This is a genomic window from Herbaspirillum sp. CAH-3, assembly GCF_009668275.1.
In the GTDB taxonomy this organism is placed as follows: Bacteria; Pseudomonadota; Gammaproteobacteria; order Burkholderiales; family Burkholderiaceae_D; genus Herbaspirillum; species Herbaspirillum aquaticum.
Map to the genome: position 1 here is coordinate 55,522 of NZ_VSWE01000016.1, position 25,744 is coordinate 81,265.

Here is a 25,744-nt window from a genome sequence, read left to right on the forward strand (position 1 = left end):
TTGATGAATGCCCTGCGCTCATGCGCAGTTCTTGCATCATCGCGCCGGTGTCCAGCGCCGGGGATCGGTGAAGCTCCCTTGATGGTGTCAGTGCCGGCTGTCGGACGGGTAGCGTATTCGTTACCTGTTGCGGCAGAGCTGGCGCGAGTGTCTTACTGCACGCCGTCCACCGTGGAGAGCAGGCGATCAAAGGAACAGGGTTTGGTGAGCAGGGCGGAAAAGACATCCAGCGCCTGCCAGGAGTTGGTCATCGGCGTGGCGCTGAGCAGCACCACCGGAATGCCCGAGAAGCGCGTATCGCCTTTGATGCGGGTGGCCAGTTCGAGGCCATCCATGACCGGCATGCGCAGATCGGTGAGTACCACATTGACGGGATCGAGGGCGGTGGCCATGACATGCAGGGCATCTTCGCCATTGGCGGCTTCCAGCACGCGATAGCCCACGCCCTGAAAGACTTCCGCAAAAATGCTTCTGACATCCTTGTTGTCTTCCACAATCAGCAGGGTGCGAGCGCGATTGCTCGGATTCATGAAGCGATCTCCGGGTGGATTGGCTACGTCCTGACACCAGAACGAACGGCTTTGCGATTATGTGACCGAAATTGAAAAACTTGCATCAGTCATTTCCTGAATCGTGGGAAAACCGCGCTGACAGCAGCGTAAGAATAAATGCGTCACCTGCGTGTCAGTGCGCGCACGGCTAGAATGTACGTTTCGTCGATGTGCGCGGGCGGCCGGGCATGCCGACGGATTTGCTGACAACCTCCCACACCCTGAACGAGGATCCGCGATGCCCCTGGAAAGCCTGCTGCTGTTCATCCCTTCCTGCTTTGCGCTGAACATGGCCTTCGGGCCCAACAACCTGCTCTCCATCACCATCGGTGCGCACCATGGCTTGCGCCATGCGCTGCTCGCGGCAGCAGGTCGCCTGGTGGCGTTCGCCTTGATGATCGGGGTGGCGGCAGTGGGCATGGGTGCCTTGCTGATGGCCTCGCAGATGGCCTTCACGGTGGTCAAGGTGCTGGGTGCGGCTTACCTGGTCTGGCTGGGGTGCAAGCTCTTCCTTGCCAAGGCGGAAGTGGGTGGCCAGCGCCTCGAAGCGCAGCAGGGTATTGCCGGCTATGTGCGCAAGGAGTTCCTGGTCGCCATCGGCAACCCCAAGGCCATCCTGGTATTCACGGCCTTCTTCCCGCAGTTCGTGATACCTGAAAACTATTTATCCAGTTTCCTCACCCTGGGGGCGATCTTCCTGGCGCTCGAACTGGTGGCCATTGCGGCCTATGCCTACGCGGGAACGCGGCTCAAGGGCCTGATGCAGAATGCGCGCGGCTTGCGCTGGATGAACCGCATCAGCGGCGGCATGATGGTCTTCTTCGGGCTGGTACTGGCCTTGGCCAGGCGGCCGGCGGCATAAGCGGCTGCGCTTCCCGGCTTACGGGAAAGTCAGCTCCAGTCCGAGCATGCGCGAGATGAACATGGTCGCCACGCCCAGGACCACCAGCGAGACCACGAAGATCACGGCCACCTTGCCACTGGCGCGCAGTACGGCGCGCTGTTCTGCCTGCTTGCCCTTCCTGCCCTGGTCGTAGTGCCATTTGATGGCGTAGAACATGCCGATGCCAAGCACGGCTACCTTGAAGATGATGAAGACGATTGGAACCCAATCCATGATGTCTGGCCTTTGATTCGCTGGGGGAACAATCCGGTGCCAGCTTTGCGAATCTGAAAGTAGCAGAGGTGAGTCACTGCCTCGGTAACAGTGTCCTGTGCATTCTAACCAAGGCCTTGTATGCGGGTCCAGCAGACATGATCCATACAAGCTGCCCGCTTGCCTCCCTGCATGGTCCCGCCTGGCGTCCGGCCCGGGCGGCGGCTTATTTCATCAAGACCTGCAGCTGGCTCACTGCCTCGTTGACCTGTGCGATCTCATTGGTCTGGTTGGTGGCGGACGTGCTGATGGTTTCGATGATGCCGGTGATGTCGCTGATGGAATCGACCATGGTGTTCATGGTCTTGCCGGCATTCTTGACCAGCTCGGTGCCTTGCCTGGCCTCATTGACCGAGCCTTCGATCAAGGTCTTGATTTCACTGGCCGATGCCGCCGTGCGCTGCGCCAGGCTGCGTACTTCCCCGGCGACCACGGCAAAGCCGCGCCCGTGCTCCCCGGCCCGTGCGGCCTCTACGGCCGCATTCAGGGCCAGCAGATTGGTACGGAAGGTGATCTCGTCGATCACGCCGACGATCTCGGTGATCTTGGCGGCACTCGCATTGATGGCTGCCATCTTGTTGACGACCTCCTCCATCACGGCGCCGCCCTGCTGGGCGATGGTGGACGTGGCCTTGACCAGGTCGTTGGCTTGCCGGGCACTGGCCGAGCCGGCGTTGAGGGCCTCCGACAGTCCGCCTACAGCGGACTGCAGCGTTTGCGTGGCCTGCGTCTGGATGGTCACGTCGGTGGCGTATTTGACCACCTTGAAGACGCGCCCGCTCATGTCGAAGATGGGGTTGTAGTTGGCCTGCAGCCACAAGGCATCGCCATTCTTTTTCACGCGGCGATACAGGCCGGCGTCGAATTGCCCGGCTCCCAGGCGCTTCCAGAATTCCTGATAGTTCCTGGAAGTGCGCTCGGATGGTTCGACGAAGATGGCGTGATGCTTGCCGACGATTTCCGCGAGGGAATAGCCGACCGCGCGCAGGAAATTCTCGTTGGCGTTCAGGATCGTGCCATCCACATCGAACTCGATGACGGCGCGTACCTTGTTGATGGCGGTGATCTGCCCGGAGAAATCGGCGGCCTGCAGTTGCTGTTGCGTGACGTCCCGTGCGTACTTGACGATCTTGAAGGGACGCCCCCTGGCATCCATGATCGGGTTGTAGGTCGCCTGGATCCAGACCACGGCGCCTGATTTCGTGACGCGGCGATAGAGGCGCTGGTCGAATTCACCCCGTCCCAGTTTCTGCCAGAACTGCGCGTACTCCGGCGTATCGCGTTCTTCGGGCGCGACGAAGATGCGGTGATGCTGGCCCTTGATTTCGGGGAGGGTATAGCCCATCAAATCCAGGAAGTTCTGGTTGGCCTTGATGATGGTGCCATCCAGCTTGAACTCGATGACGGCAACGGCCTTGTTGATGGCGGCAAGCTGGCCGAGCATGTCAGCCTTCTTTCTGCTGAGGCGGGAGAAAAACGAGAGCATGTCAAGGAGTGCCATTCTGGGACCTGATGTGTTGTTCGGGGCCCGTTCCTCGTCATCTTGCGGATGGCATCGGAACAGGCCTTGGTTTTTATATCGGTGTTTTACTGCGACAGCTGCGGTCCTTTTCTTGCCAGGCTGGACGCAGTCCGTCAGTGCTCCAAGTGTAAAAGTCACAGCCGGAAATGCCATCGGGGTTTTCCTGATGAACTGGAAACAAATGTCGCGGCAAGTTACCATGCGGCCCGTATGGCAACCAGACAGAAAAAGGCAGCGCCGCGCAAGCGGGCCACCTCCAGCAAAAGCAAGCAGAAACGATCGGGAGCATTCCGCCGTTTCCTGATTTCATTCACCAGCACGACGATCCTTGTCTTCGGCATTGCCAGTTGCGTACTGAACCCGCAACTGGCCGATGGCCTGCGCGAGCGATTCAGCCTGCCGCACCTCGAACTGCCCGTCGAGGACGCGCCCGCCCCGGTGCGGCACGCTGATCCCGGACCCACCGTCACGCGCTTTGCCCAATGCCCGCAGTTTTTCCCTGGTGCACATCCTGCGCAATTGCCTGCGGGAGCGCATTTGCGGGAGTTGTGTTTCAGCGCTTTCGCCGTGCTCTACAACAGCCAGACCAAGACCCCTTTAGTGGTCGTGGAGCGCCTCAATCGCGCCGCACTGGTGAATGCGCGCGAGCAGCACCGCACCGACCGTTTCTATGCGGAGGCCCGATTGCCGCGTGCGGAGCGTGCCGAACTTGAGGACTACCGGGGATCGGGCTATGCACGGGGACACATGGCACCGGCCGGTGACATGTCCACGCCGGAGGCAATGGCGCAGAGCTTCTCGCTGGCCAACATGGTCCCGCAGAACCAGAAGCACAATTCAGGACCGTGGTCCAAGGTCGAGCGTGATACGCGCAAGTACGTCATGCGCGCGCGGGGCGATGTCTTCGTATTTACCGGCCCTTTGTTTGATGCCGCGCCGAGCACGATCGGACGCGGGCATATCGCGGTGCCGTCCCGTATTTTCAAGCTGGTGTATGACGCCAGCAATGGCCGGGCCTGGGCGTATATACAGGCCAATCGCGCTGATACCGAGGTGGGAGCGCCGATGGATTATGAGAGCTTCGTGCGCAGGACGGGTTTGCAATTGCTGGGGCAGGGCGGGGCTAAAGCTGTATCGTGAGCAGCAAGGCATGCCCTTGCACACCCTTGCAGTGAATTGAGGTAAAAAATCATTTTTACTCACACGATTGACTGCGCGGCCTCCCTCCCATACTAGGAAAACCTAGATGTCTCCCCCGCGAAAGCGTGTATCGAAGCATTTCTCAAAGGAAAGAATGCGATGATGATTTCCGGCACCCAGGCCGCGACACTGACAGCAAGCAAGTTGAGCTCGACAGCACCCCAGGCCGCAGCAGATCCTGATGCAAGACAGGCAGGCGACTCCACCAAGGTCACGATTTCTGCCGAAGCCCTGCAGAAAGCCAGCGTGGGCGAGGCACAGAAGGATGGGCTTGCCAGCCCGTATCGCTTGACTGGTACGGCCACGCTGCTCAGCTCCCTGGACCTCGCCGTTTATCAGATGCCGGAAAACCTGATACAGGAAATGGAGGTCCGCTCCAAAGAGGAGGCGGCCCGCAACGCATTGAACTCGCAATATGCAAGGGAGCATGCCTACCAGACGGTGGGGCAGGTACTGGTCAACGGCCAGCTGGTTGCCGAGGTCAATGATGCGGGCGGCTATGGATCCATAAAGAATGCCATTCCTGGCCTCAGCGAAGCCCCGTTGAATCCGCAGCAGCGACTCGAAGAGATCGCACAAGCCTTGAAGGGGCAGGGAAAGGTGGAAATCAGGACGTCCGATTTTCTGCCGGGCCTGGGCGGCGGGGGTGGCCCGGGCGCGCCGGAATCCATGCTTCCGGCGTTCACGGCACGCAGCATTCATGAAATCTTCGCCGAGGCGATAGAGGCGGCCGGGCGTTCCCGTCCTGGCGCATCGCCGGCGCCGGAGTCTGCTGCTTCGTAGGCTTGCCTGGCTGCGCAGGACGGATCGGGTTGCTCGGGGAGTATTCGCTGGTGGCGAATACTGGCTTCCATTTGGCTAAAAAAAATTAAACAAAGAATTCTTGTTGAAGTTGTCACAGGCTGCGTCGTTCAGCCGTCTTGAGTGCAGCGGGATTTGGAAATCCATCCGCTCAACCCAACTTCAAGGAAGAATTCATGAAACGTCCAAATTGGTTTCACATTTCCGGCGAGGGCGCCAAGGCTGTAGGCGCGCTTCATCACTACGTCACCACCGGCACCGGCTTGCCGGATGAGTTGATACATCTGGTCTTTTTGAGGGTGTCGCAGATCAACGGGTGCGCGCACTGTATCGACATCCACACGCGCGACCTGATCAAAGGCGGGATGTCGGTCGACAAGGTGGTCCTGGTGCCGGTGTGGGAGGAGGCGGACTATCTGTTCTCCGATCAGGAAAGGGCCGCACTGGCCTGGGCGGAAGAAGTGACGCTGGTCAGCCAGACGCATGCTTCCGACGATGCCTATGCTGCGGCCCTGGCTGTCTTCGGTGAAAAGAATCTGGTCGAACTCTCCATCGTGATCGCCACCATGAATGCCATCAATCGCATGGGGATCAGTTTTCGCATGAAGCCGCTGGCGAAGGCCTAGCATCGCTTGCGAGCGACAGGCCTATGGCTCGCGTAGCCAATCAGAAAGGGGTTCCAGGCGAATGTCCGGAACCCCTTTTTCCTGGCGCAGGCATTCGATATCGCCTCGGGATATCTCAGGGATTTCCCGATGCTCGGCAGAAAGCGACTGCACTATGCTTGACCTCACTATCTCCGGGGAGGCAGCCATGAGCGCCACAGCTTTAGCGGTCAGCCATCACATGATTCTGGTCAAGAATGTTGCCTATCTCTCGGTCAGCGCAGTGGAATTCACGGACAGGATGCGGCAGGTCCTTTCGAATGCGGTTGCCCATATCAGCTTCTCCGGTGGTGTCAATGAGGCGCAGGCAAGGCTGATGCTGCGTAACGCGGTGGAAGTGGAATTGGGTCAACCCCGGATAGAGCATCCAAGCTACGCGCAAGCCCTGAGGTGTGCCAGGGAAATGCTGGCGGGAGAGCTTATCCCCGCTTGATTCCTGCGTGCCGGGATTGGCAGCGGCGCAGTGACGGTTGGTCATCGTACGCATTGATTGATTCCTTGCGCAGACAATCCACGTTGATGTTGTTGCCTGAAAATCGCAAATCCTCGCGTTTCAGCCTGGTGAATTCAGCATGCGAATTGACTCAGATCAAGCTTATCTATTTTTCTTGAAAGATTTTATGCGGTTAGCAGGAATTTCCTGGTCGTTGAGATAGGGTAAAGCTCCTATAACTACAAGGTGTCATTTTTCAATTCTCGGGGGGGAGTATGAAGAATCTCAAGATCGGCCAGCGTCTTGCCTTAGGACTGGCTGCCGTCATCTTTTTGCTTGTCTGTGTTGCTGGCTTCGGTCTTCGGCAGATTTCGTCACTGAATGACCGGATAGAATTCCTGACCGCAGTGGACGAGGGCAAATTGAAAGCACTTGCCAAGACGCAGTTCGGCATCACCTTGCGTGCCATCGCTGCGCGCAACCTCACGCTGATCACTGATCCCGCTTTGCAAAAGAACGACGCAGCGCTGGTCGCCAAGACGCAAAAGGACATCAATGACGGGCTGGCGGAATTGAAAAGATTGGTGGCCGAGTCGTCAGCTTCTGATGCCGAACGACAGTTGATCGAGCAACTTGTTGATCTCGAAAAGCAGTATTACCCGGTGGCGGTAAAGGTGGTGGAACTCGCCATGGCCATGAAGAGTGACGAGGCGCGGGTTGTCCTCAACAAGGAATGCATGCCGATTCTTCAGTCGGTCATCACGCACGTCCAGAAAATCAACGACTACCTTTATCTGAACACTCAGGAAAACGCAGCCTCGGCGGAGCGTGCCTATTCACAGGCTAAATTGACGATGGCCGGTATCAGTGTGCTGGCATTGGTCGTCGGGATGTTGATCGCCTGGCGGTTGACCCGGTCGATCGCGGTACCCTTGGCGGGCGCCGTGGAGATTGCCCGCAAAGTGCGTGACGGTGACCTCACCAGTCGCATCAACGTGGACAGCCGCGACGAAGTGGGTGAGCTGGTCGCTGCGTTGAAGGACATGAACGAAAGTCTTGCCGCTATCGTCAGCGATGTTCGCGAGGGAACACATACCATCGGCGCGGCTTCCGGAGAAATCCAACGCGGAACCGTCGACCTGTCGGCGCGTACGGAACAGCAAGCCAGTTCGCTGGAAGAAACTGCGTCCGCCATGGAGCAGCTCACGGCAACCGTCAAGCAGAATTCAGAGAACGCCGTTCAAGCCAACCGGCTGGCCAACGATGCTTCGCATATTGCGGCCGAGGGCGGTGAGGCCGTTGCTCTCGTGGTCGATACGATGAGAGCCATCAGCGGTTCTTCCCGCGAAATCGTGGAAATCATCAGCGTCATCGATGGTATCGCATTCCAGACCAACATCCTTGCCTTGAATGCTGCTGTTGAAGCAGCCCGCGCAGGCGAGCAGGGGCGGGGATTCGCGGTCGTGGCAGCAGAGGTGCGGGCGCTGGCCCAGCGCTCCGCCAGCGCTGCCAAGGAAATCGAAGCATTGATCAACCAGTCGGTGAGCAGGATCGCCACTGGTGAGCAGCAGGTCAACCAGGCCGGCGCGACCATGGGCAGGGTGGTGGAGAGCATCAAGAACGTCTCGGGCATCGTCCAGGAAATCAGTGTTGCCAGTGCCGAACAGACGCGAGGGCTTGAGCAGATCAACCAGGCCATTGCGCAAATCGATGAAGCCACGCAGCGAAACGCCGCACTCGTCGAAGAAGCTTCTGCCGCATCGTCAACGATGAAGCAGGAAGCCGCCTCGCTGACGCAGCTGGTTAGTACCTTCAAACTGTCTTCAACCGCCGGTGCAGTCGTGGCTACGATCCCGCAGCGTCAGTTCGAAACGCTGCCAGCTTGAAGACGGCATTACCTTCATGCCTGTGCATTGGGCGGTTGTGCGTCAGTACGGCCGCCCAATAGGCATCCCCCCATCCGCTCACTGTTCTGCAGCGCGAGAACAAGGCCTCTCCATTTTCAGAGAACCATCATGGACAATTTTCAAAAAGAAATCGATGAGCGTACGAACCTGACTTCCACCAATAAATTCGAACTGCTGCTCTTTCGCGTCGGAACTCCGGATGGTTCTACCGACAGGCCTGGGGAACTGTACGGCATCAATGTCTTCAAGATCCGCGAGATCGTTCCGATGATGCCCATCACTGCGGCTGCGGGCATGACACCGCCGATGATGGGGATGGTCAATATCCGGGGACAGGTGATGTCCGTCGTGGACTTGTCAGCGGTCACGTGTTGCAAGGCGTCGCAAGGGCTCAATATCCTGTTGATCACGGAATTTGCCCGGCACACCCAAGCCTTTGCGGTGGAATCGGTGGAAGAAATCGTTCGCCTGGACTGGAGCCAGGTGCTGCCGGCTGATGCCCACGCCCCTGGCGGGCTGGTGACCAGCATTGCCCGTATGGATACTGAGCGCGACGGGGGCCGTCTGGTGCAGGTGCTGGATGTGGAGCACATCCTGAACCTGGTCTCGCCGATGAAGGAATCGATCGAGCCGAGCAAGGGCGGCGCTCGCCCGGTCACGTTGAAACCGGGGACTGTGGTACTGGCCGCCGATGATTCCCGGGTGGCTCGCGCATTGATAGAGCAATGCCTCAAGGAATTGAATCTTCCTTTCATCATGGCCACTGACGGGCTCCAGGCCTGGAACAAGCTACAGCAGCTCAATGCTGAAGCCGAGGCCGAGGGCAAGTCGGTGATGGACAAGGTTGCGATGGTATTGACCGATCTTGAAATGCCCGAGATGGATGGCTTTACCTTGACCCGCAAGATCAAGAGTTCTGAGAAATACAAGCGCCTTCCCGTGGTGATCCACTCATCGCTGACCGGCGCTGCCAACGAGGATCATGTCCGCTCTGTCGGGGCTGATGGGTATGTCGCCAAGTTTGCTCCCAGTGATCTGGCGGCGATGTTGGGGAAGGTGCTGCCTGCCTGACATTGGGATGCGCAATGAGAAGAGCGGCCTGCATTGCTGGACGATCCAGGCGATATGACCACTGCCAATGAATAGGCCAGCAGGCTGGCCATGGGCGAGAAGACCTTCCACCGGAGGTTTTTGCAATCGACGGGCATGACCTTCGGCAAATGGCCCCAGCGGGTGTCAATATATATTTAACGTCTATCTCGGGTACACGCTGCCGACGAATATAAGCCTTCTTCGCAAAGAGACGTATGACAAAAAAGCAGATGAAACGGTTGGAAAAATGGCTGGAAACCAATCTTCATGAGGTTTATGTGGATTTGGCACCTGGGTGTTCGGAGGCAGACCTTGCAGAGTTCGAGAATCAGATTGGGGTAGCTTTGCCAGAAAGTCTGAAGGATCTCTACAGAATGCATGATGGCCAGTTTGTAAGTGCTAACACAGGACCCTTCTTTGGACTCATCTTCCTTTCCCTGGCAGATGCACGTAAGCACTGGGAGTCGTGGAAAAAAGTGATAGACGAATGCTCGCCGGGGGATATGCAAGGCGCCAGCCGCTTTTGCAAATCAGCAAAAGCGGGCGCGATCAAGGAGATCTACGCAAACAAGTTCTGGATCCCTTTTGCGTACGATTACGGTGGAAACCATCTTGGAGTGGATTTGGATCCCGGTGAGCGCGGGAACGTAGGGCAAGTCATCAATTTTGGTCGAGATGAAGATGAGAAATTCGTTTTGGGAAGTTCTGTTGAGACATTCATGGAGTGGCTGGTTGAGCAGTTGGAATCGGGGAATGCAGCAATCAGAAATGAGGATGATGGTGGCCGGAGCCTGAATACCAAAGTTCCTGAAAAATTCCATTTTCTGGACTCAGTTAAAATCTTGTTTGCATCACAGCGCAGTGAATGAATTCTTTGACCAATTAAGTCATTTCACCTGGAAGTTAGATTATTTATCCGTTAATTCGCGCTCACTGCGCCTGCCGCTGGACAGAAGCGCGAACGTTCCCGGCAATTTTCCGGCTGAATCTGAAGGAAAGATAACGGACCAATCGCCCCCTCATACGCCCATCTATTCTCTGGATCAGTTGTCGGATGCGTAGCCTGATTCTGTATCGGGCTACGCCGTCGTCGCTTTGGGCTACGAGGTCCGCTATCTGGCAGCAGCAGGAATCTCCTTTATCAAGGAAGACCTTATGAAATGGGGAAGATTGATCGATTTTCCAGACGAGCCCTTGCCTCGGGGGACTTTACTCAAGTTTCCAGCCAAATATCCTTTTGAGTCGATCGTCGTTCTGATGGTCTGTGAACAGATCGGCGAAAAAGACAAATGGCTCCACGGTCTTGTCACCATTACCGGGCACAAGGCGGGAATCAATCCTCTTCAGCTCCTTCCTGCGGAAAGCAGTTACAGCCGCGGCAGCGCTGCCCTCAGCAGAACTTGGCTGGTTGAAAATTGGGAGCATTGGTGCTACCCAGATTGTGATGTCAGGGACGTCTTGACTCGCAGCCCTTTGGCTGCTGAGGAACTGTAGATCTGCTGGAGGGCTTTCACAATCTGGATTCTATCGGGCAGAAGCGGTCTGGTTCTGCGCAGAGGCGATCAAATCTCGGAAGCAGCGAAGAGCGCTGAATCAGGTGTTCCTGGACTTGAATGCGTTGTGATACGAGCGGCCATGCAACCGGAGCGGACAACCTCATAACGAGAAATATGGGAAAAAATTCTTTAGCAAGCATGGGTCTTTGCATACTTGGTTCTTTTGAGGTTTAAGTTATGAAATCTGTGACTAGCAGTGATACTCCTGATAAACCATTTTCAGGTCTTGATATTGCAGCGGCCAAGTCACCGCGCTTCCTCGTTGTTCTGAGTATGTTTTCAATGACCGCGGGATTTGTAGTGACCAACGGATTTAAAGAGGCTTACTTACGAGTTGTGCTCTGGATATTTACACCCGATAACGGGAGGATATCGCTACCTCCGCAAACACCTTTTACCCCTTTTTTACTGTACTGGAAGGTATGGTTTATCTGTTTTTCTTTCGTGTTTATTCCGATGGTGGCAGCAACGCTAACTTTAAAAAAAGCGACGCAGCGCGTTTTGGCAGCAGTCGGAATTTTTTTAGTATCGATTGCTAGTGCTGCAGCAGTTTTTTTAGTATATCGGTCCTATCTACAACAAAAGATTACGCTTGCGGTTTTCGCTGGAGGTACGGCATCTAAATTGATAACTCTGCCGCGTGCGGCAGTAACGCAAATCTTGGATGCTCCCATAATTATCCTGTCGGTGGGGCCATCTGTATTGGTCGCTACTGCTTATGTATTTATTGTTATGCGAAAGAGGACAAGGAGTCCTCATGTTCACGAATAGACCTTCAACGGCCAGTTGCGGAAAAAATGGAAATCCCGCGTTGTCGTTGCAAGCAAATTTGGCTCTCAATCCATTTAAGAAATGACAAACAGAATTCATTCGCCGATACCAATACTCAGGATTTTCGACGAGTCAAAGGCACTGTCCTTTTATGTTGAGTGGCTAAATTTCAAAATTGATTGGCAACATCGTTTTGAGAAGCTTCTGCCGCTATATCTGCAAATTTCCCGGGATGGATGCATTCTGCATCTATCGGAGCATCATGGGGATGCCTGCCCGGGATCCGCGTTGCGCATCCCGGTAGCGAACGTGGACGAACTCTACGGAGAACTGAAAGGCCGTCCATATATGGGATATTTCCCGGAGGTGCGGACAACTCCTTGGGGCAGCCGGGATATGTCGATTCTGGACCCATTTGGTAATCGAATTGTCTTCACTACTGACGCCGAGAGCAGCTGAGAGAGGCTGTCGGCCAGAAGTGGACCAGGCATCCTATGATGTTCGCCTTCTGTGCTGAGATGCGTTCGATTGGATTGGAAAATCGCAGATGACTTACGCAATACTGACTCATACTCCACATCATCGTCCTGGCTACTCTAGCAACGGTGTGACTGCAGTAGAACGACACTCATCAGACTTTTTGATCAATGGCGAATCTCTTTTGTTGCGTTTGATTGCAATTGCTGGCGGCCACGATGATTTTATGGGGTGTTTTGTGCGTGGTTTTGGGGCTGTTACAGATAGCATCTTGAGTGAAATTTCTCCCTCCTCTTCAGACTTTCGCCCTCGCAGAGTTGGACTCTACATCTGCCCTGAGTGCGGGGACATCGGGTGTGGCAGATTCTCGGTGCTCATCGAGAGGACAGCTGATGCCGTAGTTTGGAAAGAATTTGCCTACGAAAATGGTTACGAGGCGCTCCGTTTGATTGAGGGGCTTGGCCCGTTTCGATTTGAGGCGGACAAGTACAAGCAGGCCGTTTGTGGAGCCTCCAATCCTTGATCATGTCTGCTATCGGCCAGAAGCCGACATCCGGCCAATTAAAAAGCCCGCAATCGCGGGCTTTTTTTGGGGGCTATCAACCTCGCCGAGGGCACTTCTATTACCCAAGGAGGTGTTTATTACCCAAACAGATTTCCGGCGTAAGCCGGAAACCCTTGTGTGCTGGTGCTGATGGGCGGAATCGAACCGTCGACCTACTGATTACGAAATAGCCTAGCTATCTATTAAACTCGTATAAAAATCAGCATGTTAGAGTAGGGCGGCTGGGTTATTGATGGTGCTCTTGGCTAACGGTAAGTGCTTGATTTAATTCGCCCTGCTTTCATCGAATAACCCACACGCCCCCACAGATTATGAGCCCAAGGAGCATATGTGCGACGAGCCAAGAAGCCAAGTCATATCTTGGGCAAAAGATTCTCCGGCGGATTTCCTCACCTGAATCTTAGCTTTGGCCCCTCATTATGTTCCTCCACATCGGCCTACAGTTTCTCAGCTGGTATGTTGCGCTTGAAAATCAACGACGTACGGCTGATTTAATTCAAAAAAGGACCAGCAATTTTTTCGAATGTCTCCTTGATTTCTGTCGGTAAAAACTGTGGGAATTCTTCAATTACCCGTAGCACACCAAGCTTAAGCGCAGAGTCACCTTGGCCCCTTGAGATCGCGTTAAGCTCTGAGAATTTTGTTTGTATCAAGGTTTCATACTGATGCCCTTGGTGGAGCAAAAAGCTTTTCGGATAGTTCACCGTCATTCCATTTTCCAGCTGAGTGGGAGTGGGATCCGTAAACTGAAGACCAATATTCATCAAGAAATTTTCAATCAGCGTTTGGCACTCTTGCACCGTTAGGGAGGCGATTTCAGGGTACGTGTGCTTCGAGGGGACCCCGAAATCTGCAAAGGTTTTCTTATTGCGTATTCTCTTCAGATGCGCCACCCAGTTGACGCATAAGGAGCCAGAATTCGCTTCTTAAGTAGCGCCACTTTCCAACGCGCTAGTCGGCCCCGGTGTCTGTAAGCAATCGGAGCCAGCGAATATTCTTAAGAGGGGCCAACCCAACGAAAGCCCTACCATCGGCGAATAACTCGTAAGCGGGACCACTCAAGTCATAGTATTCGGTGCCACCTGATGCGCTTAAGCCGTGCCATACAATATTTTTAAGGTGAGCCACCCGACAGACTATTGTCGTGCCAGCCAAATTAGGGGATCTACTCAGTTCGTCCTCGTTTCGAGTCTTTTAGGTGTTGCATTAGAATCAACATCCCGTTCTTAGTGGGAGGGCCCAAATCCAGATCCGGAACCAGTAAGGGCAGGTAGTTTTTCCCTTCACCCCACAAACTTTCTTGCATCGCAGCATCTATGTAGACCAAGGTCGATCGACGACTTCCGGTGACGATTCCTTTTTCACGCTCAGCCCTAAGTTGTGCACGCAGGGCCATTTCTGTGAACGAATGATCGGTCCACGCCCTCGTGTAACCACCGAACTTGAGCAACGAGAAAAACCTATTGGCAAACAGAGCATAGAGCTCATCAGCGATACCATAGGCTACCAACTGCGGGCAAAGCACCACTAGAAGACCAAAAATTGCGTGAGCACACTTCCAGGCCCCCTCGGGATTGCCAGCCTCAATGTTAAGCCGTAACACAATCGCCAAGCCTGCGAGACAATCCCAGGTTGCTAGCCTGCCAAGTTCCCTCAGGTAAATATCGTTTGCCTGATCGCGGATAGACCGATCCCGCTTAATCATTAGGCCTCGTACTTTTGGATGCAACATGGCAACCCACTGCGCCACAATGCCAGCAATATCACCTTTGTGGCGTAGCACCCTCCACAGCGGAAGGTCAATAACAGACCGCGAACCAGGAACTAGGCGATCGGCGCTTTCAATTAGCGTGGCATTCGGCATCCTCTCGCCGCGTTTGTACTGAGAGAACTTGGCGTTTTTGTCCGGTTGCCCATCTTTACCCAAGAAGTTTCGATTAAGTTCGAGCGCCTTTCGCACGTCATGCGCCTGCGTTGAATCAATCTGCATCCCAATCCAATTGAACCAGAATATTGAGCGGATTTTGTCCACATCCGGGTCTCGCCGCGCTTGTCTAGTGGCCGACATTTTAATTAGTACAGTATCAAAGTGATTTCAGGAAATATCATTTAAATACAATGGCATAAAGTGGACTTGCAGCCTTTTTGATTGCGATATTATGCGCAATTTTCAGCCTAAAACGTCGGCTGGAAGGCAACTGCAGGTGAGGATAGTATTTGGAGGGAATTTCCACATTAAGCGAGACTCGACGTGACTGAGCCTGCTCCAAGCGACACCTACGACGTACCACTAGAGATGCTCTTGAGCCGTGAACTGACTCGCCAGTACGGTCCGCTGCTATCCGGAGATATTCTTCGCAACGCCCTGGGCTATCCAACGAAAGAGGCCTATCGACAGGCAATGGTCCGCAAGACGCTGCCCGTACCCGTATTTGAGCTAGAAAAATGAAGAGGAAAGTTTGCGCTAACGATTGACGTTGCGAAATGGCTTGTCCAAGAACGGACGAAAGCACTACGGCAAAGTGATGCCGAGAAAGGAGTTGCCTCGTGAGCTAGTTCATCTACGCAAACGAAGGGGACACAAAAAAGGCCGGTGGTTGCCGCCACCAGCCCTTTCGAACAGCGTTGGAAAATGCACTTCTCCGCGCTCAGTATCTCCCTTCATCCCCCCCTGTGTCAACACCTTGCTTTAGGAGAGGAGGATCGCTCATGCCCGAGCGTTTCTCCTTCGTCCAAGCATCTTTCTGCGCGCTCTATCGCGCAAGGCGTGACTATGGCTATAAGGAGAGCAAACGTGCGCATCGTACGTGACGTGCTGAGATATACGTTCGAAATGAACTACTCTCAGCGGCGGATCGCCACTATGACCGGCTTTAGCCGGAGAGTGGTCGAACGCATATTGAGACAATTCGAGAAGGTTGGCCTGAAGTGGCCGATCCCCCCCGAAATTGACGACAAAAAACTGGACGACCTAATCAACCCAAAAACTAGAGTCCGGCCGTCTTTTGGCAAGATCGATTTCGCCGACGTCGATCTTCAGCTAAAGAAGCCTGGTGCCACGCTGGCGATTTTGCATGAGGAGTGGAGAGCGCAGTCACCTGAAAGCAACCTCTATCAGTACGCCTCATTCTGCAAGATGTATCGGGCCTGGAAGAAGTCTCAGCGGCTATCGATGAGAGGGGAAATTCACTACGGCGAAGCAGCCTTTGTTGACTACTCGGGTAAAACAGTTGCCATCACGGACAAGACTACCGGTGAAATACGACAGGCGCAGCTATTCGTCGGTGTTCTTGGCGGATCAAACTACACCTATGCTGAATTGACATGGACACAGCGCATCCCTGACTGGATTGCCTCTCACGTTCGCATGTTTGAGTTTTTCGGCGGAGTGCCCGAGACGGTGGTTCCAGATAATCTGAAATCCGCAGTCGCTGTGGCAGATCGGTACGAGCCACGAATCAACGAATCATACTTACAGCTCTGTCGGCACTATGGCGCTGCTCCGTTGCCGGCTCGTTCGGGAAAACCAAAGGACAAGTCGCGAGCCGAGGCTGCAGTCCTACTATGTCAAAGGTGGATCTTGTTTCGCCTCAGAAAGCGAATTTTCTTCACGTTGGCAGAAGCCAATCAATCGATCCGCGCATTGCTAGAGGAGCTCAACCGTAAGAGTTTTCAGAAAATCGCTGGCAGCCGATTCAGCCGCTGGATCGAGCATGAACAGCCTGCGCTCAAATCTCTTCCTACCGAGCGCTATGAGGCTGCCGAATGGGGGATAGTTCGCGCTGGCCCAGATTATCTGGTCAGAATTGACGGTCACTCCTATAGCGTCCCGCATGACAAGCGCGGTCAAGAATTTGATTATCGCGCTACCAACACGTCAATAGAACTGCTGCAGTTCAATCAGTCCATCGTCACTCACATCCGTAGCACTGAGAAAGATGGAGTCACCATGCTGCCAGCACATCGAGCAGCAGCTCACGACGCAGTACAAGGGTGGACGAAAGAGAGGGCAATGAACTGGGCGAAGGAAATCGGCCCAATGACTGCCCAGCATCTAGAAATATTACTTGATCGTTGCCGCGGCCGTCATTCCGGATACCGGACCACTCAGGCTATGCGGAATTTGGCCAAGAAGTACGGCAACACCCGTCTGGAGAAAGTATGCGCTTACGCATCCACTAACAACATCTTAGGAACCAAAGACCTGCGCGATGTCTTGAGCAAAAAGCTAGATCTTTTGATGGAGGAGGAATCTGTCGAGGAGCATTCACCAACAATCGATCATTGCAACATTCGTGGCTCCGCACACTATCAGTCGTTGCTGCAAACACATGGAGAGAAGAAAGATGATGAATAACCTTACTATCGAAAAGATGCACCATCTGCGCCTACCAGGAATGGCTGCTGAATTTGAGCGACAGATCACGACACCTACCGCCAGCGATCTGCCTTTCGAGCAACGGGTGCGCAGTATTGTTGATCACGAGATTACTGTCCGCAAGGCTCGCAAACTACAGCTGCTACTTCGACGGGCTGGCCTTTCTCTGAATGCCTCCTTGGAAGATGTCGACTATCGCACTCCTAGAGGTCTAGACAAATCGCTCTTCTTGACACTCGGATCGTTGGACTGGATCCGCAACCGGCACAATGTAGTCATTACAGGACCAACTGGTACCGGAAAGTCATGGCTGGCCTGCGCCCTGGCAAACCAGGCGTGCCGAGACGGGTTGGCCAGTCACTTCATCCGAGTTTCTGCCCTTGTCGACAGCATGGTCTCAGCACGAGCAACAGGCTCATTTACGCATCGCCTCGAGCAGCTCAATAAGTTTGACCTTTTGGTCATCGATGACTGGGGTATTGATGTCTTTAACAAGCGGGCCCAGAACGACCTGTTGGAACTGATCGTAAATCGCTTGGACAATCGTTCCATTCTATTTACCAGCCAATTCCCGTTAAGTTCTTGGCATGCAGCCTTCAATGACAAGACTGTTGCAGACGCAATTATGGATCGCGTGGTTCATAGCTCGTACGTCCTTGAACTCACGGGAGATTCGATGCGCGGTGCAAATGCACCGGTGCCAAAACGAGGTGGGAAAAAGTCTGAAAAAGTTTAGACTACCCATTTGATGACTTCCGCAGGATTCCATTTTAATTGGTTCCGAGGAAGTCATCAGTCTGAATAGATGAGGCAGCCCTCAATGATCTATTTCGCGTAGCCGCAGCGCGTTCGCGATTACCGATACCGAACTCAGACTCATCGCCAGCGCGGCTAACATCGGAGAGAGCAGCTGTCCGGTAAACGGATAAAGCACGCCTGCAGCCAGGGGAATGCCCAAGGCGTTGTAGAGAAAAGCAAAGCCCAGATTCTGACGCATGTTGCGCACGGTTTCTACCGACAATCCTCTCGCACGTGCGATGGCGCGCAGGTCGCCCTTCACCAGGGTGACATGAGCGCTATTGATCGCCACGTCGGTGCCGGTCCCCATGGCAATCCCGACATTTGCTTTGGCCAGCGCCGGAGCATCGTTGATCCCATCACCCGCCATCCCGACGATCTTGCCTTCGGCCTGGAAACGTTCTAGAAGCGCGAGCTTGTCTTGAGGCTTGAGCTCCCCGTAGACCTCAGAGATGCCGAGCTTTCCGGCAACAGCTTTCGCCGTGGTTGTGCCATCACCGGTGGCCATAACCACCGTCAGCCCGGCGTCTTTTAGACTGGCCAGCGCTTCCCGTGTGGTTTCCTTCACAGGATCGGAGACCGCTAGCAGCCCCAAAAGCACGCCATTCCTCGCTAGATACATCACGCTAGCACCTTCGGCACGCAGAGCTTCTGCTTCAGCCAGCAGCGGTGTCGAAGAGACGCCTTCAGATTCCATCAGCGTGGTATTGCCCAGGGCCATCCGTTCGCCGTTGACCACGCCTCGAACACCTATTCCACTGGAAGATTCAAAGCTGCTGGGTGTCATCAAGGAAAGCTGGCGCCGGCGTGCCTCGGCAACGATAGCGTGCGCTAGTGGATGCTCACTTCCCTGGTCGAGGCTTGCCGCCAGCTGCAACACTTCCGTCTCTTGACTGCCCGGTGCAGCGAATATCCGATCGAATGCTGGCTTTCCTTCCGTCAGGGTGCCAGTCTTGTCGACGATGATCGTATCGAGCTTTTTCATGCTTTCGATGGCCGCTGCGTCTCGGAACAGGATGCCTTGGGTTGCGGCCCGGCCAGTGGCGGCCATGATGGACATGGGCGTAGCCAGTCCCAGCGCACAGGGGCAAGCGATAATCAGGACGGCAACCGCGTTGACAAAGCCATAGACCCAGCTCGGTTGTGGTCCAAGGAATCCCCAGCCTAGCAGCGTCAGTACGGCAATGCCGACCACGATCACGACAAAGTAGCCGGCGACGACGTCCGCTAACCGCTGCATGGGGGCGCGCGAGCGCTGGGCTTGGGCGACCATCTGAACGATCTGCGAGAGCATGGTCTGCGACCCGACCTTCTCGGAGCGGATGATCAGGCTTCCGCTGGCGTTGATCGTTGCTCCGATAACCTTGTCACCTGACCGCTTGGTCACGGGTACCGGTTCGCCAGTCAACATCGACTCGTCAATGGCACTCTCTCCCTCAACGACCACCCCGTCAGTAGCGACTTTTTCGCCTGGTCGGACCCGTAGCAGGTCTCCAATGTGAACGTTACTCAAGGGGATATCTTCTTCCGTACCATCTGCAGCGATCCGTCTAGCTGTTTTAGGTGCCAAGCCGAGCAGCGATTTGATGGCGGCAGAGGTCTGCGAGCGCGCCCGTAGTTCCAGGATCTGTCCCAGCAGGGTCAGTGAGATGATGACGGCCGCGGCTTCGAAGTAGACACCGATCCGCCCGTGTTCCATGAAGGCCTTGGGGAATAGCTCGGGGAAGACGGTTGCGACCACACTATAGCCATAGGCCGCTACCACGCCCGTGCTGATCAGGGTCCACATATTGGGACTGCGGTGGACGATCGAGTCGACACCGCGGGTCAAGAACGGCCATCCGGCATACAGGACCACGGGCGTACCGAGCGCGAGCTCGATCCAGCTTTGGCCGATCAGGCCATGTGGAAATATGCGGCCGCCGGCCATGGCCAGCACCGTCACGAGCACCGTCAAGGGTAACGTGAGCCAGAATCGCCTTTGGAAGTCCCGCAGCTCAGGGTTCTCCTCTTCTTGGTCCGACGGTAGCAGTGGCTCCAGGCTCATCCCACAGATGGGGCAATTTCCCGGCGAGGCCTGCCTGACTTGCGGGTGCATGGGGCATGTATAGACGGTTCCGTCAGACGATACCGTGCTTACATCGGGCTTTGATGAATCTCCGACAAATGCGGCTGGATTAGCACGAAACCGGCCCATGCACTTGTCACTGCAGAAGTAAAAGTCTCTCCCGCCGTGTTCAATCCTCCGGTATGGATCGGGAGCCACCATCATGTGGCAAACCGGATCAGTCTGGCTTTTTTCCGGGGGCGATCCCGCTTCAATGGCTGGAACTGGTGCGGCGTGATGATGGTGGTGGTGTTCATCCATAGTTACTGCTCTCCCGTGTCAGGCATACCCAGCAGGTAACGTGAGGGACACATGAAGCGCGCCCTCACGTCGTCAGCGGCTTACTTCGACGTTGGAATTTCCATACAGTCCATCATCATCTGCATGGTCATCTGCATCATGTCCATTTGCTTCTGCATCATCGCAGGGGACGGCAGCGATTTATGCTCCGCCCTGGCTGCCATCATGCCTTGCATCATGGCCATACTGTCTTTCATCGTCTTCATGTGGTCCGCCATCAATTGGCGGCGCTCCTCAAGAGAAGCGGTGCTCATCATCTTCTGATGCATCTCGCGCATGGTTTCCATCTGACTATCCATCTGTGCCATGGAGGCACTTGCCGCAGCAGATTTTGCGGGAGATGCAGATGAAGCTGCCTCGGGATGATGTCCTTCATGCTCTGCTGCGTTTTGAGCCAATGCGGCAACCGAAAATGTTGCCATCGCGAGCGTGCCGATCAGGTGGGTGACGCGTTTCATGATTTCTCCTCAATTCGTTAGGAGGCATGCAAATCAGCAGCCTCTATATGAAGTCTAGTGAGCATAGAAAGACTGCAGGTGATGCAAGTCAAAGCTATGTAAAAACGCTGGTAAGCCCGCCACGGACGAAATGTACCCAGGATCGCGGTAGCGATTAATTTCGTGAGAATTCCTTGCCGACAAAGTCTACCGTGACCAACTTCCCGTCCATCTTTCCCATCCCGGGTGAGTTGACGGGCATACCTGGTACCGCGACACCTTTTGTCGATCGGGATGCGATGAGTTTGGCCACCGCTGGGGCCGGAACATGGCCTTCAATCACCTGGCCCGTTGCTTCAACAACGGCGGTATGGCAGGACTGAAGTGATTCAGGTACGCCCAGGCGCTTTTTGATCGCAGGCATCTCTTTGCTGTCCATGACATGGAGCCTGTAGCCGGCCTGGCTCATGTGTTCTGCCCAAGCCGTACAGCAGCCGCAGTCGGGATCTCTGTACACGGTGATGACTTCCCCGGCCGCGTGCGCAGCAACAGAAGTCAGCGCGAGCAAGCTCGCCAAGAAGAACTTTTTCATCTTTTTTCCTTTTGCGATAAGGGGCAACGATCCTCCAGCATGTAACTCTCTGTCCTCCTTGGGATTGAACTTATTCAGTCATTGGCCCCAAGGTACCGAGCCAGGAGACCAGCGCCAGAATCAGGAAAGCACAGCAGGTTTCCACAAAAAGGCTTCTGCGCAGAGCAGCAATAGCCGTGGCGTGTTCTCCGGAAACATGGACCCGTTCCAGCAACGGACTTAGGCGATAGCGATTTGCGGCTGCCAGAGCCAGCATCAAGCCGAATAGGCCGAGCTTGGCGATCAGTAGTTGCCCGTAGGGAGAAGAAAAAAGCCCTGTAACGGTGGGCCCGACAATCAGCCAGTAGTTCAGCGCCCCCGTGATCACCAACGATCCGACGATGAGTGTACCCATCAGCGCAAAGCCATTGAGCGTTCGGCTGAGTAGGGAAACATCTGCGGGGTCGTTACCATAACGCAGAACCAACATCAGGATGAACGCTGCCAACGCACCTACCCAGCCGCCAGCGGCTAGCAGATGGATGATGTCGGCAATCAAGTGAACCTGTCCCCGGGCACCTTCGTCCATGGCACCGTGACCAGCCCAAGACAGCGTGGCCAAGGCGGTGCCTCCCGCTGCGCTCATCAGAACTGCGCTTGCGGTCGGCCGTACATTCGACCATAGCGCAGCTATGATAACCACGAGCAACATCGCCATCCGCAGGCACCACGCCATGCCAAAAGAGGTATCCGTCAACATCATCTCGAACATGTGCTGCTCAATCGAGCTGATGTCGGCAGCGCCGGTCATCGCCTTGGTCATGAGCAGCATGCTCACCACCGACAGGACTAAGCCAATGACGGCTCCGCTGGCCGTCAGTACGACGAACTTCTTACCCAAGGGGGATGAACGCTCAGGCTGGCGCAGTGCATGCAGCTGAAACAGCGGCAGGCCAAAGACAAGCATCAGGTCCAGATACAGCGCAAAGCGCATCAAAACGGTCATCCCGTCCATTAGCTGCTCACTTCACCGTGAAAGTAATCTTGCCGGTGATCGGATGGGTATCCGACGAGACCGCGCGCCATTCGATGCTGTACACGCCCGGCATCAACGGTTGGCTCGGGGTGATTACCATGGTCTTGGGATCATCCGAACCCGACACTTTGGCCGCCATCTTCATTGGCGAAGCATGGTTCATCCCTGGCATGCTGGTCATCAAGAGGCTGGCGCCGGAGAACTGCTTGGAGAGATTTTCCGAGAAGTGCAGTTCGATCTTTTCCGGTGCACTCACTGTCGAGTTGTCTTCAGGGGTCGAGCCAAGCAGCTTCGGGTGAGCGAATGCTGCGGTAGCGAACGCGGCTGCAGCGATGGTGACGGCTGTTTTAGCGAACAGGGACTGGTAGGACATGGCGATACTCCTTGGAGATGTTGTGGAGGGTTAAAAAGGTGGAGACTTAGAACAAAACGCGTACGCCGGCCACGAGCCTGGTCTCACCGGCATTGCCGCCGGCACCACGTACGAAGCTGGCAGTACTACCGAAACTCTGGTTGCGCTCAATTCCGACGTAAGGGGCGAATTGGCGGGAGAACTCATAGCGCAGCCGAACGCCATAGGCGGCGCTGGACAGGCCCCGTCCGATGCCAAGCTCAGGATCTTCTTTGCCGTACAGGTTGGCCTCGACGCGAGGTTGAAGCACCCAACGCTGGGTCAACAACACCTCGTATTCGGCCGCCAGGCGCAAGGCGGTCCGACCCTGCTCTCCAACGTAGCCTGTCGCCTCTACTTCAAACCAGTACGGGGCCAGCCCCTGGACGCCGAAGGCGAGCCAATTGCGACCAGGTCGATTGCTGCCGACGTCGACGCGAAGGCCGAGCTGGGTGTCCCAATAGGGAGTAATCGCATGGCTCCACAGCAATTCGGTCCGGGCATCGCCTACGCGGCCTTGTTCGATATCGCCTTCGGCTTTGAGGTAGAACTTGTCGTACGAATTGCCGATCCAGCCTTGGGTATCGTAGGCGACAGAATTCCCATTGCGGGTATGAACACGCTCCAGGCGATCCATCAGGAAGGAACCGAAGGAATGCATATCGGACATCATCAATGCGCTGGTGTCCTTCTGGGCATAGGGGCCGGTATTGAGCGTGTAGCCATTGGAATAGCCATGGGGGTCTCGTGCATCCGCAGGTGCCGTCGAACTGGAGCCCATATCCATGCCCCCCATGTCCATTCCACCGTGGTTCATGCCGGCGTGATTCATTGCCCCATGATCCATTGGCATCGCGGGACTGGCGGTGCTCCCGTCCATGGAATCCATGCTGTCCATGGTGGTCATTGCTGGCTGCGAGGCTGAGCTAGCTGTAGGCGCGGCATGACCTTCGTGAGCCTGGGCCAATGCTGCGCTCATGCTTGCCGAGGCAAGGGTCAGCACGAGAATCTGAGTTGAATAGCGGGTAAGAGTCATTCTAGGTGTGCCTTTCGGTGCAGGTCCTGGTTAGCTGACGACGACTTCACGGAACATGCCCATATCCATGTGATACATGAGGTGGCAATGCCAGGCCCAACGGCCTAAAGCATCCGCTGTGACCAGGAAACTGATGCGCTGGGCCGGCTGTACTGGAATGGTGTGACGTCGCGCGAGGAAGTCCCCGTTGGGCGTCTCCAATTCGCTCCACAGACCATGTAAGTGCATGGGGTGGGTCATCATGGTGTCGTTATGCAGAATGACCCGCAGGCGTTCGCCATAGCGGAAATGAATGGGCGTCGACTTGCCGAACTCCAAGCCGTCGAGCGACCATGCGTAACGCTCCATATTGCCGGTCAGATGAAGTTCGACTTCACGCTCGGGACCACGGTTGTCGAGCGGGCCACCGATCGTGTGCATGTCAGCCAAGGTCAGTACGCGGCGGTCATTGTTACGCAAGCCAACCCCTGGATCATCCAGATTAGTACGGGCACTATCGACCCGGGCGTCTGTGCTGGGACCATATTCGGTCTTGGCATGGCGCGCTTTCTTGCTGGGCACCTTCAGAGGATTGGCCGGGGCCATCTGGTGCTGGCTATGATCCATCCCCTGCATCGGTTGCGTCCCGGATTTGCCGTCCATGGAATCCATACTGTCCATGCTATCCATGCTCGACATCGAGTCCATGCCGCTCATGGACGACATACCCGCCATCGCACCGTGATTCATGTGGCCCATGGCCCCATGATCCATGCCGGCCATGGAAGACATGTCGCCCATCATGTCACCCATGCTGAGCCACTCCGGTTTGTCGACTGCCGGCACCGGTGCTGCCAGTCCCGCACGCGTGGCCAGCGTGCCACGAGCGTAGCCGGTGCGCTCCATCGTCTGCGCAAACACGGTATAGGCATCTTCCTTGGGCTCGACGACCACGTCACACGTTTCGCCCGGGCCGAAGCGGAATTCGTCCACGCTCACCGGTTCGATATCCACGCCGTCCACCTGAACCACCTTCAACTTCAGTCCGGGAATGCGTACGTCATAGAAGGTGTTGCCAGATCCGTTGATACAGCGCAGGCGGACTTTCTCGCCAGGCTTGAACAATGCAGTCCAGTTGCCTGCGGGCGTGACGCCGTTAGCGAGGAAGGTAAGAACAGCTGCGGACAAGTCCCCCAAATCCGTGGGATTCATGCGCATCTCATTCCACATCGCACGATTATCCATGGCCGCCTTCACGCCATCTTTGCGTGCGTCACGGACAAAATCCCCGGCCGTCACGCGGTTCAGATTGTAGATGTCCCCTTGTTTTTTGAGTTTGGAGAGTACCGACATTGGGTTCTCGTCCATCCAGTCCGAGAACAAGATCACGTGTTCTCGGTCGGCCAGCTTTTTGCCGGTGTCAATGGGGTCGATGACGATCGCACCATACATCCCGGTTTGCTCCTGCATCCCCGAGTGGGAGTGATACCAGTAGGTACCGCTTTGCTTTACCTTGAATTTATAGGTGAAGGTCTCTCCAGGGGCGATGCCAGCAAAGCTGATCCCAGGGACACCATCCATCTGGAACGGCAAGATAATGCCGTGCCAGTGAATCGAGGTATGTTCGCGCAGCTTATTGGTGACGTTAATCGTGACCATCTCGCCTTCTTTCCAGCGCAAGGTTGGTCCTGGCAGAGAGCCGTTGATCGTCGTAGCGACGGTCTGCTTACCTGTGAAATTGACAGGCGTTTCTGCGATCACCAGGTTAAACACGTTACCTGTGAGAACGGGCGCTGCCGAGGGGCTCGCCGGGGCTTCGGCAGCTTGAGCCACCGCTTGCATGGCACGCGACGACAGCCCCAGAAGGACGCCTCCAGCGGCCAGCCCTTTGACAAAACGGCGGCGGGAATTCAAAGGGAACGATGAGTTCGACATAGGATAAAACTCTCCGAAATGGGTATATGGCGCTGATGATAAGTAGCGCTGGCGATCAGTCGGATTACCCGCGCATTACA

The 25,744-nt window shown here is 55.5% G+C and carries 27 protein-coding genes; 15 read left to right on the top strand and 12 right to left on the bottom strand.

Going from position 1 to position 25,744, the window contains the following annotated elements; translation table 11 throughout:
* Positions 1 to 152 precede the first annotated feature (152 nt).
* Positions 153 to 530, bottom strand: coding sequence for a response regulator (locus FYB76_RS20410; RefSeq protein WP_088757234.1), 378 nt, complete (start codon positions 528 to 530; stop codon positions 153 to 155).
* A gap of 259 nt (positions 531 to 789) precedes the next feature.
* On the opposite strand from FYB76_RS20410, the gene FYB76_RS20415 reads away from it, so the two are divergent.
* Positions 790 to 1,413, top strand: a complete 624-nt coding sequence (locus tag FYB76_RS20415) for a LysE family translocator (RefSeq protein WP_154134848.1) — start codon at positions 790 to 792, stop codon at positions 1,411 to 1,413.
* A gap of 18 nt (positions 1,414 to 1,431) precedes the next feature.
* On the opposite strand, the gene FYB76_RS20420 is transcribed toward FYB76_RS20415, so the two are convergent.
* Together FYB76_RS20420 and FYB76_RS27045 are read right to left on the bottom strand one after the other, a co-directional pair.
* Complete coding sequence (locus FYB76_RS20420; protein WP_088757232.1) at positions 1,432 to 1,668, bottom strand: hypothetical protein; 237 nt, start codon at positions 1,666 to 1,668, stop codon at positions 1,432 to 1,434.
* A gap of 205 nt (positions 1,669 to 1,873) precedes the next feature.
* Positions 1,874 to 3,151, bottom strand: a complete 1,278-nt coding sequence (locus FYB76_RS27045; protein ID WP_154134849.1) for a PAS domain-containing methyl-accepting chemotaxis protein — start codon at positions 3,149 to 3,151, stop codon at positions 1,874 to 1,876.
* A 288-nt stretch (positions 3,152 to 3,439) separates the two neighbouring features.
* Here FYB76_RS27045 and FYB76_RS20430 point away from each other — a divergent pair, with 288 nt between their 5' ends.
* The 11 genes from FYB76_RS20430 (at position 3,440) to FYB76_RS20485 (ending at position 12,654) form a co-directional block, all read left to right on the top strand.
* Positions 3,440 to 4,369: a DNA/RNA non-specific endonuclease gene (locus tag FYB76_RS20430; RefSeq protein WP_154134850.1), complete on the top strand. Its 930-nt coding sequence runs from the start codon at positions 3,440 to 3,442 to the stop codon at positions 4,367 to 4,369.
* 159 nt (positions 4,370 to 4,528) lie between these two features.
* Positions 4,529 to 5,212, top strand: coding sequence for a hypothetical protein (locus tag FYB76_RS20435; RefSeq protein ID WP_154134851.1), 684 nt, complete (start codon positions 4,529 to 4,531; stop codon positions 5,210 to 5,212).
* Between the two features lie 194 nt (positions 5,213 to 5,406).
* Entirely contained in the window at positions 5,407 to 5,856 is a 450-nt protein-coding gene (locus tag FYB76_RS20440) for a carboxymuconolactone decarboxylase family protein (RefSeq protein ID WP_088757228.1), read from the top strand.
* A 187-nt stretch (positions 5,857 to 6,043) separates the two neighbouring features.
* Positions 6,044 to 6,328 (top strand): hypothetical protein, encoded by a 285-nt coding sequence (locus tag FYB76_RS20445; protein ID WP_154134852.1) that lies wholly within the window; start codon positions 6,044 to 6,046, stop codon positions 6,326 to 6,328.
* 275 nt (positions 6,329 to 6,603) lie between these two features.
* Complete coding sequence (locus FYB76_RS20450; protein ID WP_154134853.1) at positions 6,604 to 8,214, top strand: methyl-accepting chemotaxis protein; 1,611 nt, start codon at positions 6,604 to 6,606, stop codon at positions 8,212 to 8,214.
* 129 nt (positions 8,215 to 8,343) lie between these two features.
* Positions 8,344 to 9,306: a chemotaxis protein gene (locus FYB76_RS20455; RefSeq protein WP_154134854.1), complete on the top strand. Its 963-nt coding sequence runs from the start codon at positions 8,344 to 8,346 to the stop codon at positions 9,304 to 9,306.
* Positions 9,307 to 9,542: 236 nt separating this feature from the next.
* On the top strand, positions 9,543 to 10,196 hold the full coding sequence (locus FYB76_RS20465) for an SMI1/KNR4 family protein (protein WP_229297047.1): 654 nt from the start codon (positions 9,543 to 9,545) through the stop codon (positions 10,194 to 10,196).
* Between the two features lie 286 nt (positions 10,197 to 10,482).
* A complete protein-coding gene (gene imm45, locus FYB76_RS20470; RefSeq protein WP_154134855.1) occupies positions 10,483 to 10,821 on the top strand; it encodes an Imm45 family immunity protein in 339 nt (112 codons plus the stop codon).
* A gap of 239 nt (positions 10,822 to 11,060) precedes the next feature.
* Positions 11,061 to 11,654: a hypothetical protein gene (locus tag FYB76_RS20475; protein ID WP_154134856.1), complete on the top strand. Its 594-nt coding sequence runs from the start codon at positions 11,061 to 11,063 to the stop codon at positions 11,652 to 11,654.
* A gap of 81 nt (positions 11,655 to 11,735) precedes the next feature.
* Positions 11,736 to 12,113: a glyoxalase superfamily protein gene (locus FYB76_RS20480; RefSeq protein WP_154134857.1), complete on the top strand. Its 378-nt coding sequence runs from the start codon at positions 11,736 to 11,738 to the stop codon at positions 12,111 to 12,113.
* Between the two features lie 88 nt (positions 12,114 to 12,201).
* Positions 12,202 to 12,654: a hypothetical protein gene (locus FYB76_RS20485; RefSeq protein ID WP_154134858.1), complete on the top strand. Its 453-nt coding sequence runs from the start codon at positions 12,202 to 12,204 to the stop codon at positions 12,652 to 12,654.
* Positions 12,655 to 13,187: 533 nt separating this feature from the next.
* Here FYB76_RS20485 and FYB76_RS20490 read toward each other — a convergent pair.
* Both FYB76_RS20490 and FYB76_RS20495 read right to left on the bottom strand, forming a co-directional pair.
* Positions 13,188 to 13,589: a hypothetical protein gene (locus FYB76_RS20490; RefSeq protein WP_154134859.1), complete on the bottom strand. Its 402-nt coding sequence runs from the start codon at positions 13,587 to 13,589 to the stop codon at positions 13,188 to 13,190.
* 272 nt (positions 13,590 to 13,861) lie between these two features.
* The gene (locus FYB76_RS20495) at positions 13,862 to 14,728 is read right to left on the bottom strand and encodes a hypothetical protein (protein ID WP_154134860.1); all 867 of its coding nucleotides are present in this window, start codon (positions 14,726 to 14,728) and stop codon (positions 13,862 to 13,864) included.
* A 270-nt stretch (positions 14,729 to 14,998) separates the two neighbouring features.
* Between FYB76_RS20495 and FYB76_RS26895 the strand changes: the two genes are divergently transcribed.
* From FYB76_RS26895 to istB, 3 genes are all read left to right on the top strand, one after another.
* Positions 14,999 to 15,145 (top strand): hypothetical protein, encoded by a 147-nt coding sequence (locus FYB76_RS26895; RefSeq protein ID WP_229297048.1) that lies wholly within the window; start codon positions 14,999 to 15,001, stop codon positions 15,143 to 15,145.
* Between the two features lie 345 nt (positions 15,146 to 15,490).
* On the top strand, positions 15,491 to 17,053 hold the full coding sequence (gene istA, locus FYB76_RS20505) for an IS21 family transposase (protein ID WP_195724684.1): 1,563 nt from the start codon (positions 15,491 to 15,493) through the stop codon (positions 17,051 to 17,053).
* A complete protein-coding gene (istB, locus tag FYB76_RS20510; RefSeq protein WP_195724685.1) occupies positions 17,043 to 17,810 on the top strand; it encodes an IS21-like element helper ATPase IstB in 768 nt (255 codons plus the stop codon). The genes istA and istB overlap by 11 nt, the downstream gene beginning before the upstream one ends.
* Before the next feature lie 81 nt (positions 17,811 to 17,891).
* Here the strand turns inward: istB and FYB76_RS20515 are convergent, their stop codons facing one another.
* The 7 genes from FYB76_RS20515 to FYB76_RS20545 all read right to left on the bottom strand — a co-directional run bounded on the left by FYB76_RS20515 (position 17,892) and on the right by FYB76_RS20545 (position 25,664).
* Complete coding sequence (locus FYB76_RS20515; protein WP_154134863.1) at positions 17,892 to 20,240, bottom strand: heavy metal translocating P-type ATPase; 2,349 nt, start codon at positions 20,238 to 20,240, stop codon at positions 17,892 to 17,894.
* Positions 20,241 to 20,320: 80 nt separating this feature from the next.
* Positions 20,321 to 20,737 (bottom strand): hypothetical protein, encoded by a 417-nt coding sequence (locus FYB76_RS20520; protein WP_154134864.1) that lies wholly within the window; start codon positions 20,735 to 20,737, stop codon positions 20,321 to 20,323.
* A gap of 154 nt (positions 20,738 to 20,891) precedes the next feature.
* Entirely contained in the window at positions 20,892 to 21,308 is a 417-nt protein-coding gene (locus tag FYB76_RS20525; protein WP_154134865.1) for a DUF411 domain-containing protein, read from the bottom strand.
* 70 nt (positions 21,309 to 21,378) lie between these two features.
* A complete protein-coding gene (gene copD / locus FYB76_RS20530; RefSeq protein ID WP_154134866.1) occupies positions 21,379 to 22,302 on the bottom strand; it encodes a copper homeostasis membrane protein CopD in 924 nt (307 codons plus the stop codon).
* Between the two features lie 7 nt (positions 22,303 to 22,309).
* A complete protein-coding gene (copC, locus tag FYB76_RS20535; protein ID WP_008328778.1) occupies positions 22,310 to 22,696 on the bottom strand; it encodes a copper homeostasis periplasmic binding protein CopC in 387 nt (128 codons plus the stop codon).
* 46 nt (positions 22,697 to 22,742) lie between these two features.
* Complete coding sequence (locus FYB76_RS20540) at positions 22,743 to 23,750, bottom strand: copper resistance protein B (protein WP_154134867.1); 1,008 nt, start codon at positions 23,748 to 23,750, stop codon at positions 22,743 to 22,745.
* Between the two features lie 30 nt (positions 23,751 to 23,780).
* A complete protein-coding gene (locus tag FYB76_RS20545) occupies positions 23,781 to 25,664 on the bottom strand; it encodes a copper resistance system multicopper oxidase (RefSeq protein WP_154134868.1) in 1,884 nt (627 codons plus the stop codon).
* Between the last annotated feature and the right edge of the window lie 80 nt (positions 25,665 to 25,744).

Bases quoted from the DNA above. Each gene is read 5' to 3' on its own strand.
- FYB76_RS20410 (WP_088757234.1), bottom strand. From the start codon at position 530: ATGAATCCGAGCAATCGCGCTCGCACCCTGCTGATTGTGGAAGACAAC.
- FYB76_RS20415 (WP_154134848.1), top strand. From the start codon at position 790: ATGCCCCTGGAAAGCCTGCTGCTGTTCATCCCTTCCTGCTTTGCGCTG.
- FYB76_RS20420 (WP_088757232.1), bottom strand. From the start codon at position 1,668: ATGGATTGGGTTCCAATCGTCTTCATCATCTTCAAGGTAGCCGTGCTT.
- FYB76_RS27045 (WP_154134849.1), bottom strand. From the start codon at position 3,151: ATGCTCGGCCAGCTTGCCGCCATCAACAAGGCCGTTGCCGTCATCGAG.
- FYB76_RS20430 (WP_154134850.1), top strand. From the start codon at position 3,440: ATGGCAACCAGACAGAAAAAGGCAGCGCCGCGCAAGCGGGCCACCTCC.
- FYB76_RS20435 (WP_154134851.1), top strand. From the start codon at position 4,529: ATGATGATTTCCGGCACCCAGGCCGCGACACTGACAGCAAGCAAGTTG.
- FYB76_RS20440 (WP_088757228.1), top strand. From the start codon at position 5,407: ATGAAACGTCCAAATTGGTTTCACATTTCCGGCGAGGGCGCCAAGGCT.
- FYB76_RS20445 (WP_154134852.1), top strand. From the start codon at position 6,044: ATGAGCGCCACAGCTTTAGCGGTCAGCCATCACATGATTCTGGTCAAG.
- FYB76_RS20450 (WP_154134853.1), top strand. From the start codon at position 6,604: ATGAAGAATCTCAAGATCGGCCAGCGTCTTGCCTTAGGACTGGCTGCC.
- FYB76_RS20455 (WP_154134854.1), top strand. From the start codon at position 8,344: ATGGACAATTTTCAAAAAGAAATCGATGAGCGTACGAACCTGACTTCC.
- FYB76_RS20465 (WP_229297047.1), top strand. From the start codon at position 9,543: ATGACAAAAAAGCAGATGAAACGGTTGGAAAAATGGCTGGAAACCAAT.
- imm45 (WP_154134855.1), top strand. From the start codon at position 10,483: ATGAAATGGGGAAGATTGATCGATTTTCCAGACGAGCCCTTGCCTCGG.
- FYB76_RS20475 (WP_154134856.1), top strand. From the start codon at position 11,061: ATGAAATCTGTGACTAGCAGTGATACTCCTGATAAACCATTTTCAGGT.
- FYB76_RS20480 (WP_154134857.1), top strand. From the start codon at position 11,736: ATGACAAACAGAATTCATTCGCCGATACCAATACTCAGGATTTTCGAC.
- FYB76_RS20485 (WP_154134858.1), top strand. From the start codon at position 12,202: ATGACTTACGCAATACTGACTCATACTCCACATCATCGTCCTGGCTAC.
- istB (WP_195724685.1), top strand. From the start codon at position 17,043: ATGATGAATAACCTTACTATCGAAAAGATGCACCATCTGCGCCTACCA.
- FYB76_RS20515 (WP_154134863.1), bottom strand. From the start codon at position 20,240: ATGGATGAACACCACCACCATCATCACGCCGCACCAGTTCCAGCCATT.
- FYB76_RS20520 (WP_154134864.1), bottom strand. From the start codon at position 20,737: ATGAAACGCGTCACCCACCTGATCGGCACGCTCGCGATGGCAACATTT.
- FYB76_RS20525 (WP_154134865.1), bottom strand. From the start codon at position 21,308: ATGAAAAAGTTCTTCTTGGCGAGCTTGCTCGCGCTGACTTCTGTTGCT.
- copD (WP_154134866.1), bottom strand. From the start codon at position 22,302: ATGGACGGGATGACCGTTTTGATGCGCTTTGCGCTGTATCTGGACCTG.
- copC (WP_008328778.1), bottom strand. From the start codon at position 22,696: ATGTCCTACCAGTCCCTGTTCGCTAAAACAGCCGTCACCATCGCTGCA.
- FYB76_RS20540 (WP_154134867.1), bottom strand. From the start codon at position 23,750: ATGACTCTTACCCGCTATTCAACTCAGATTCTCGTGCTGACCCTTGCC.
- FYB76_RS20545 (WP_154134868.1), bottom strand. From the start codon at position 25,664: ATGTCGAACTCATCGTTCCCTTTGAATTCCCGCCGCCGTTTTGTCAAA.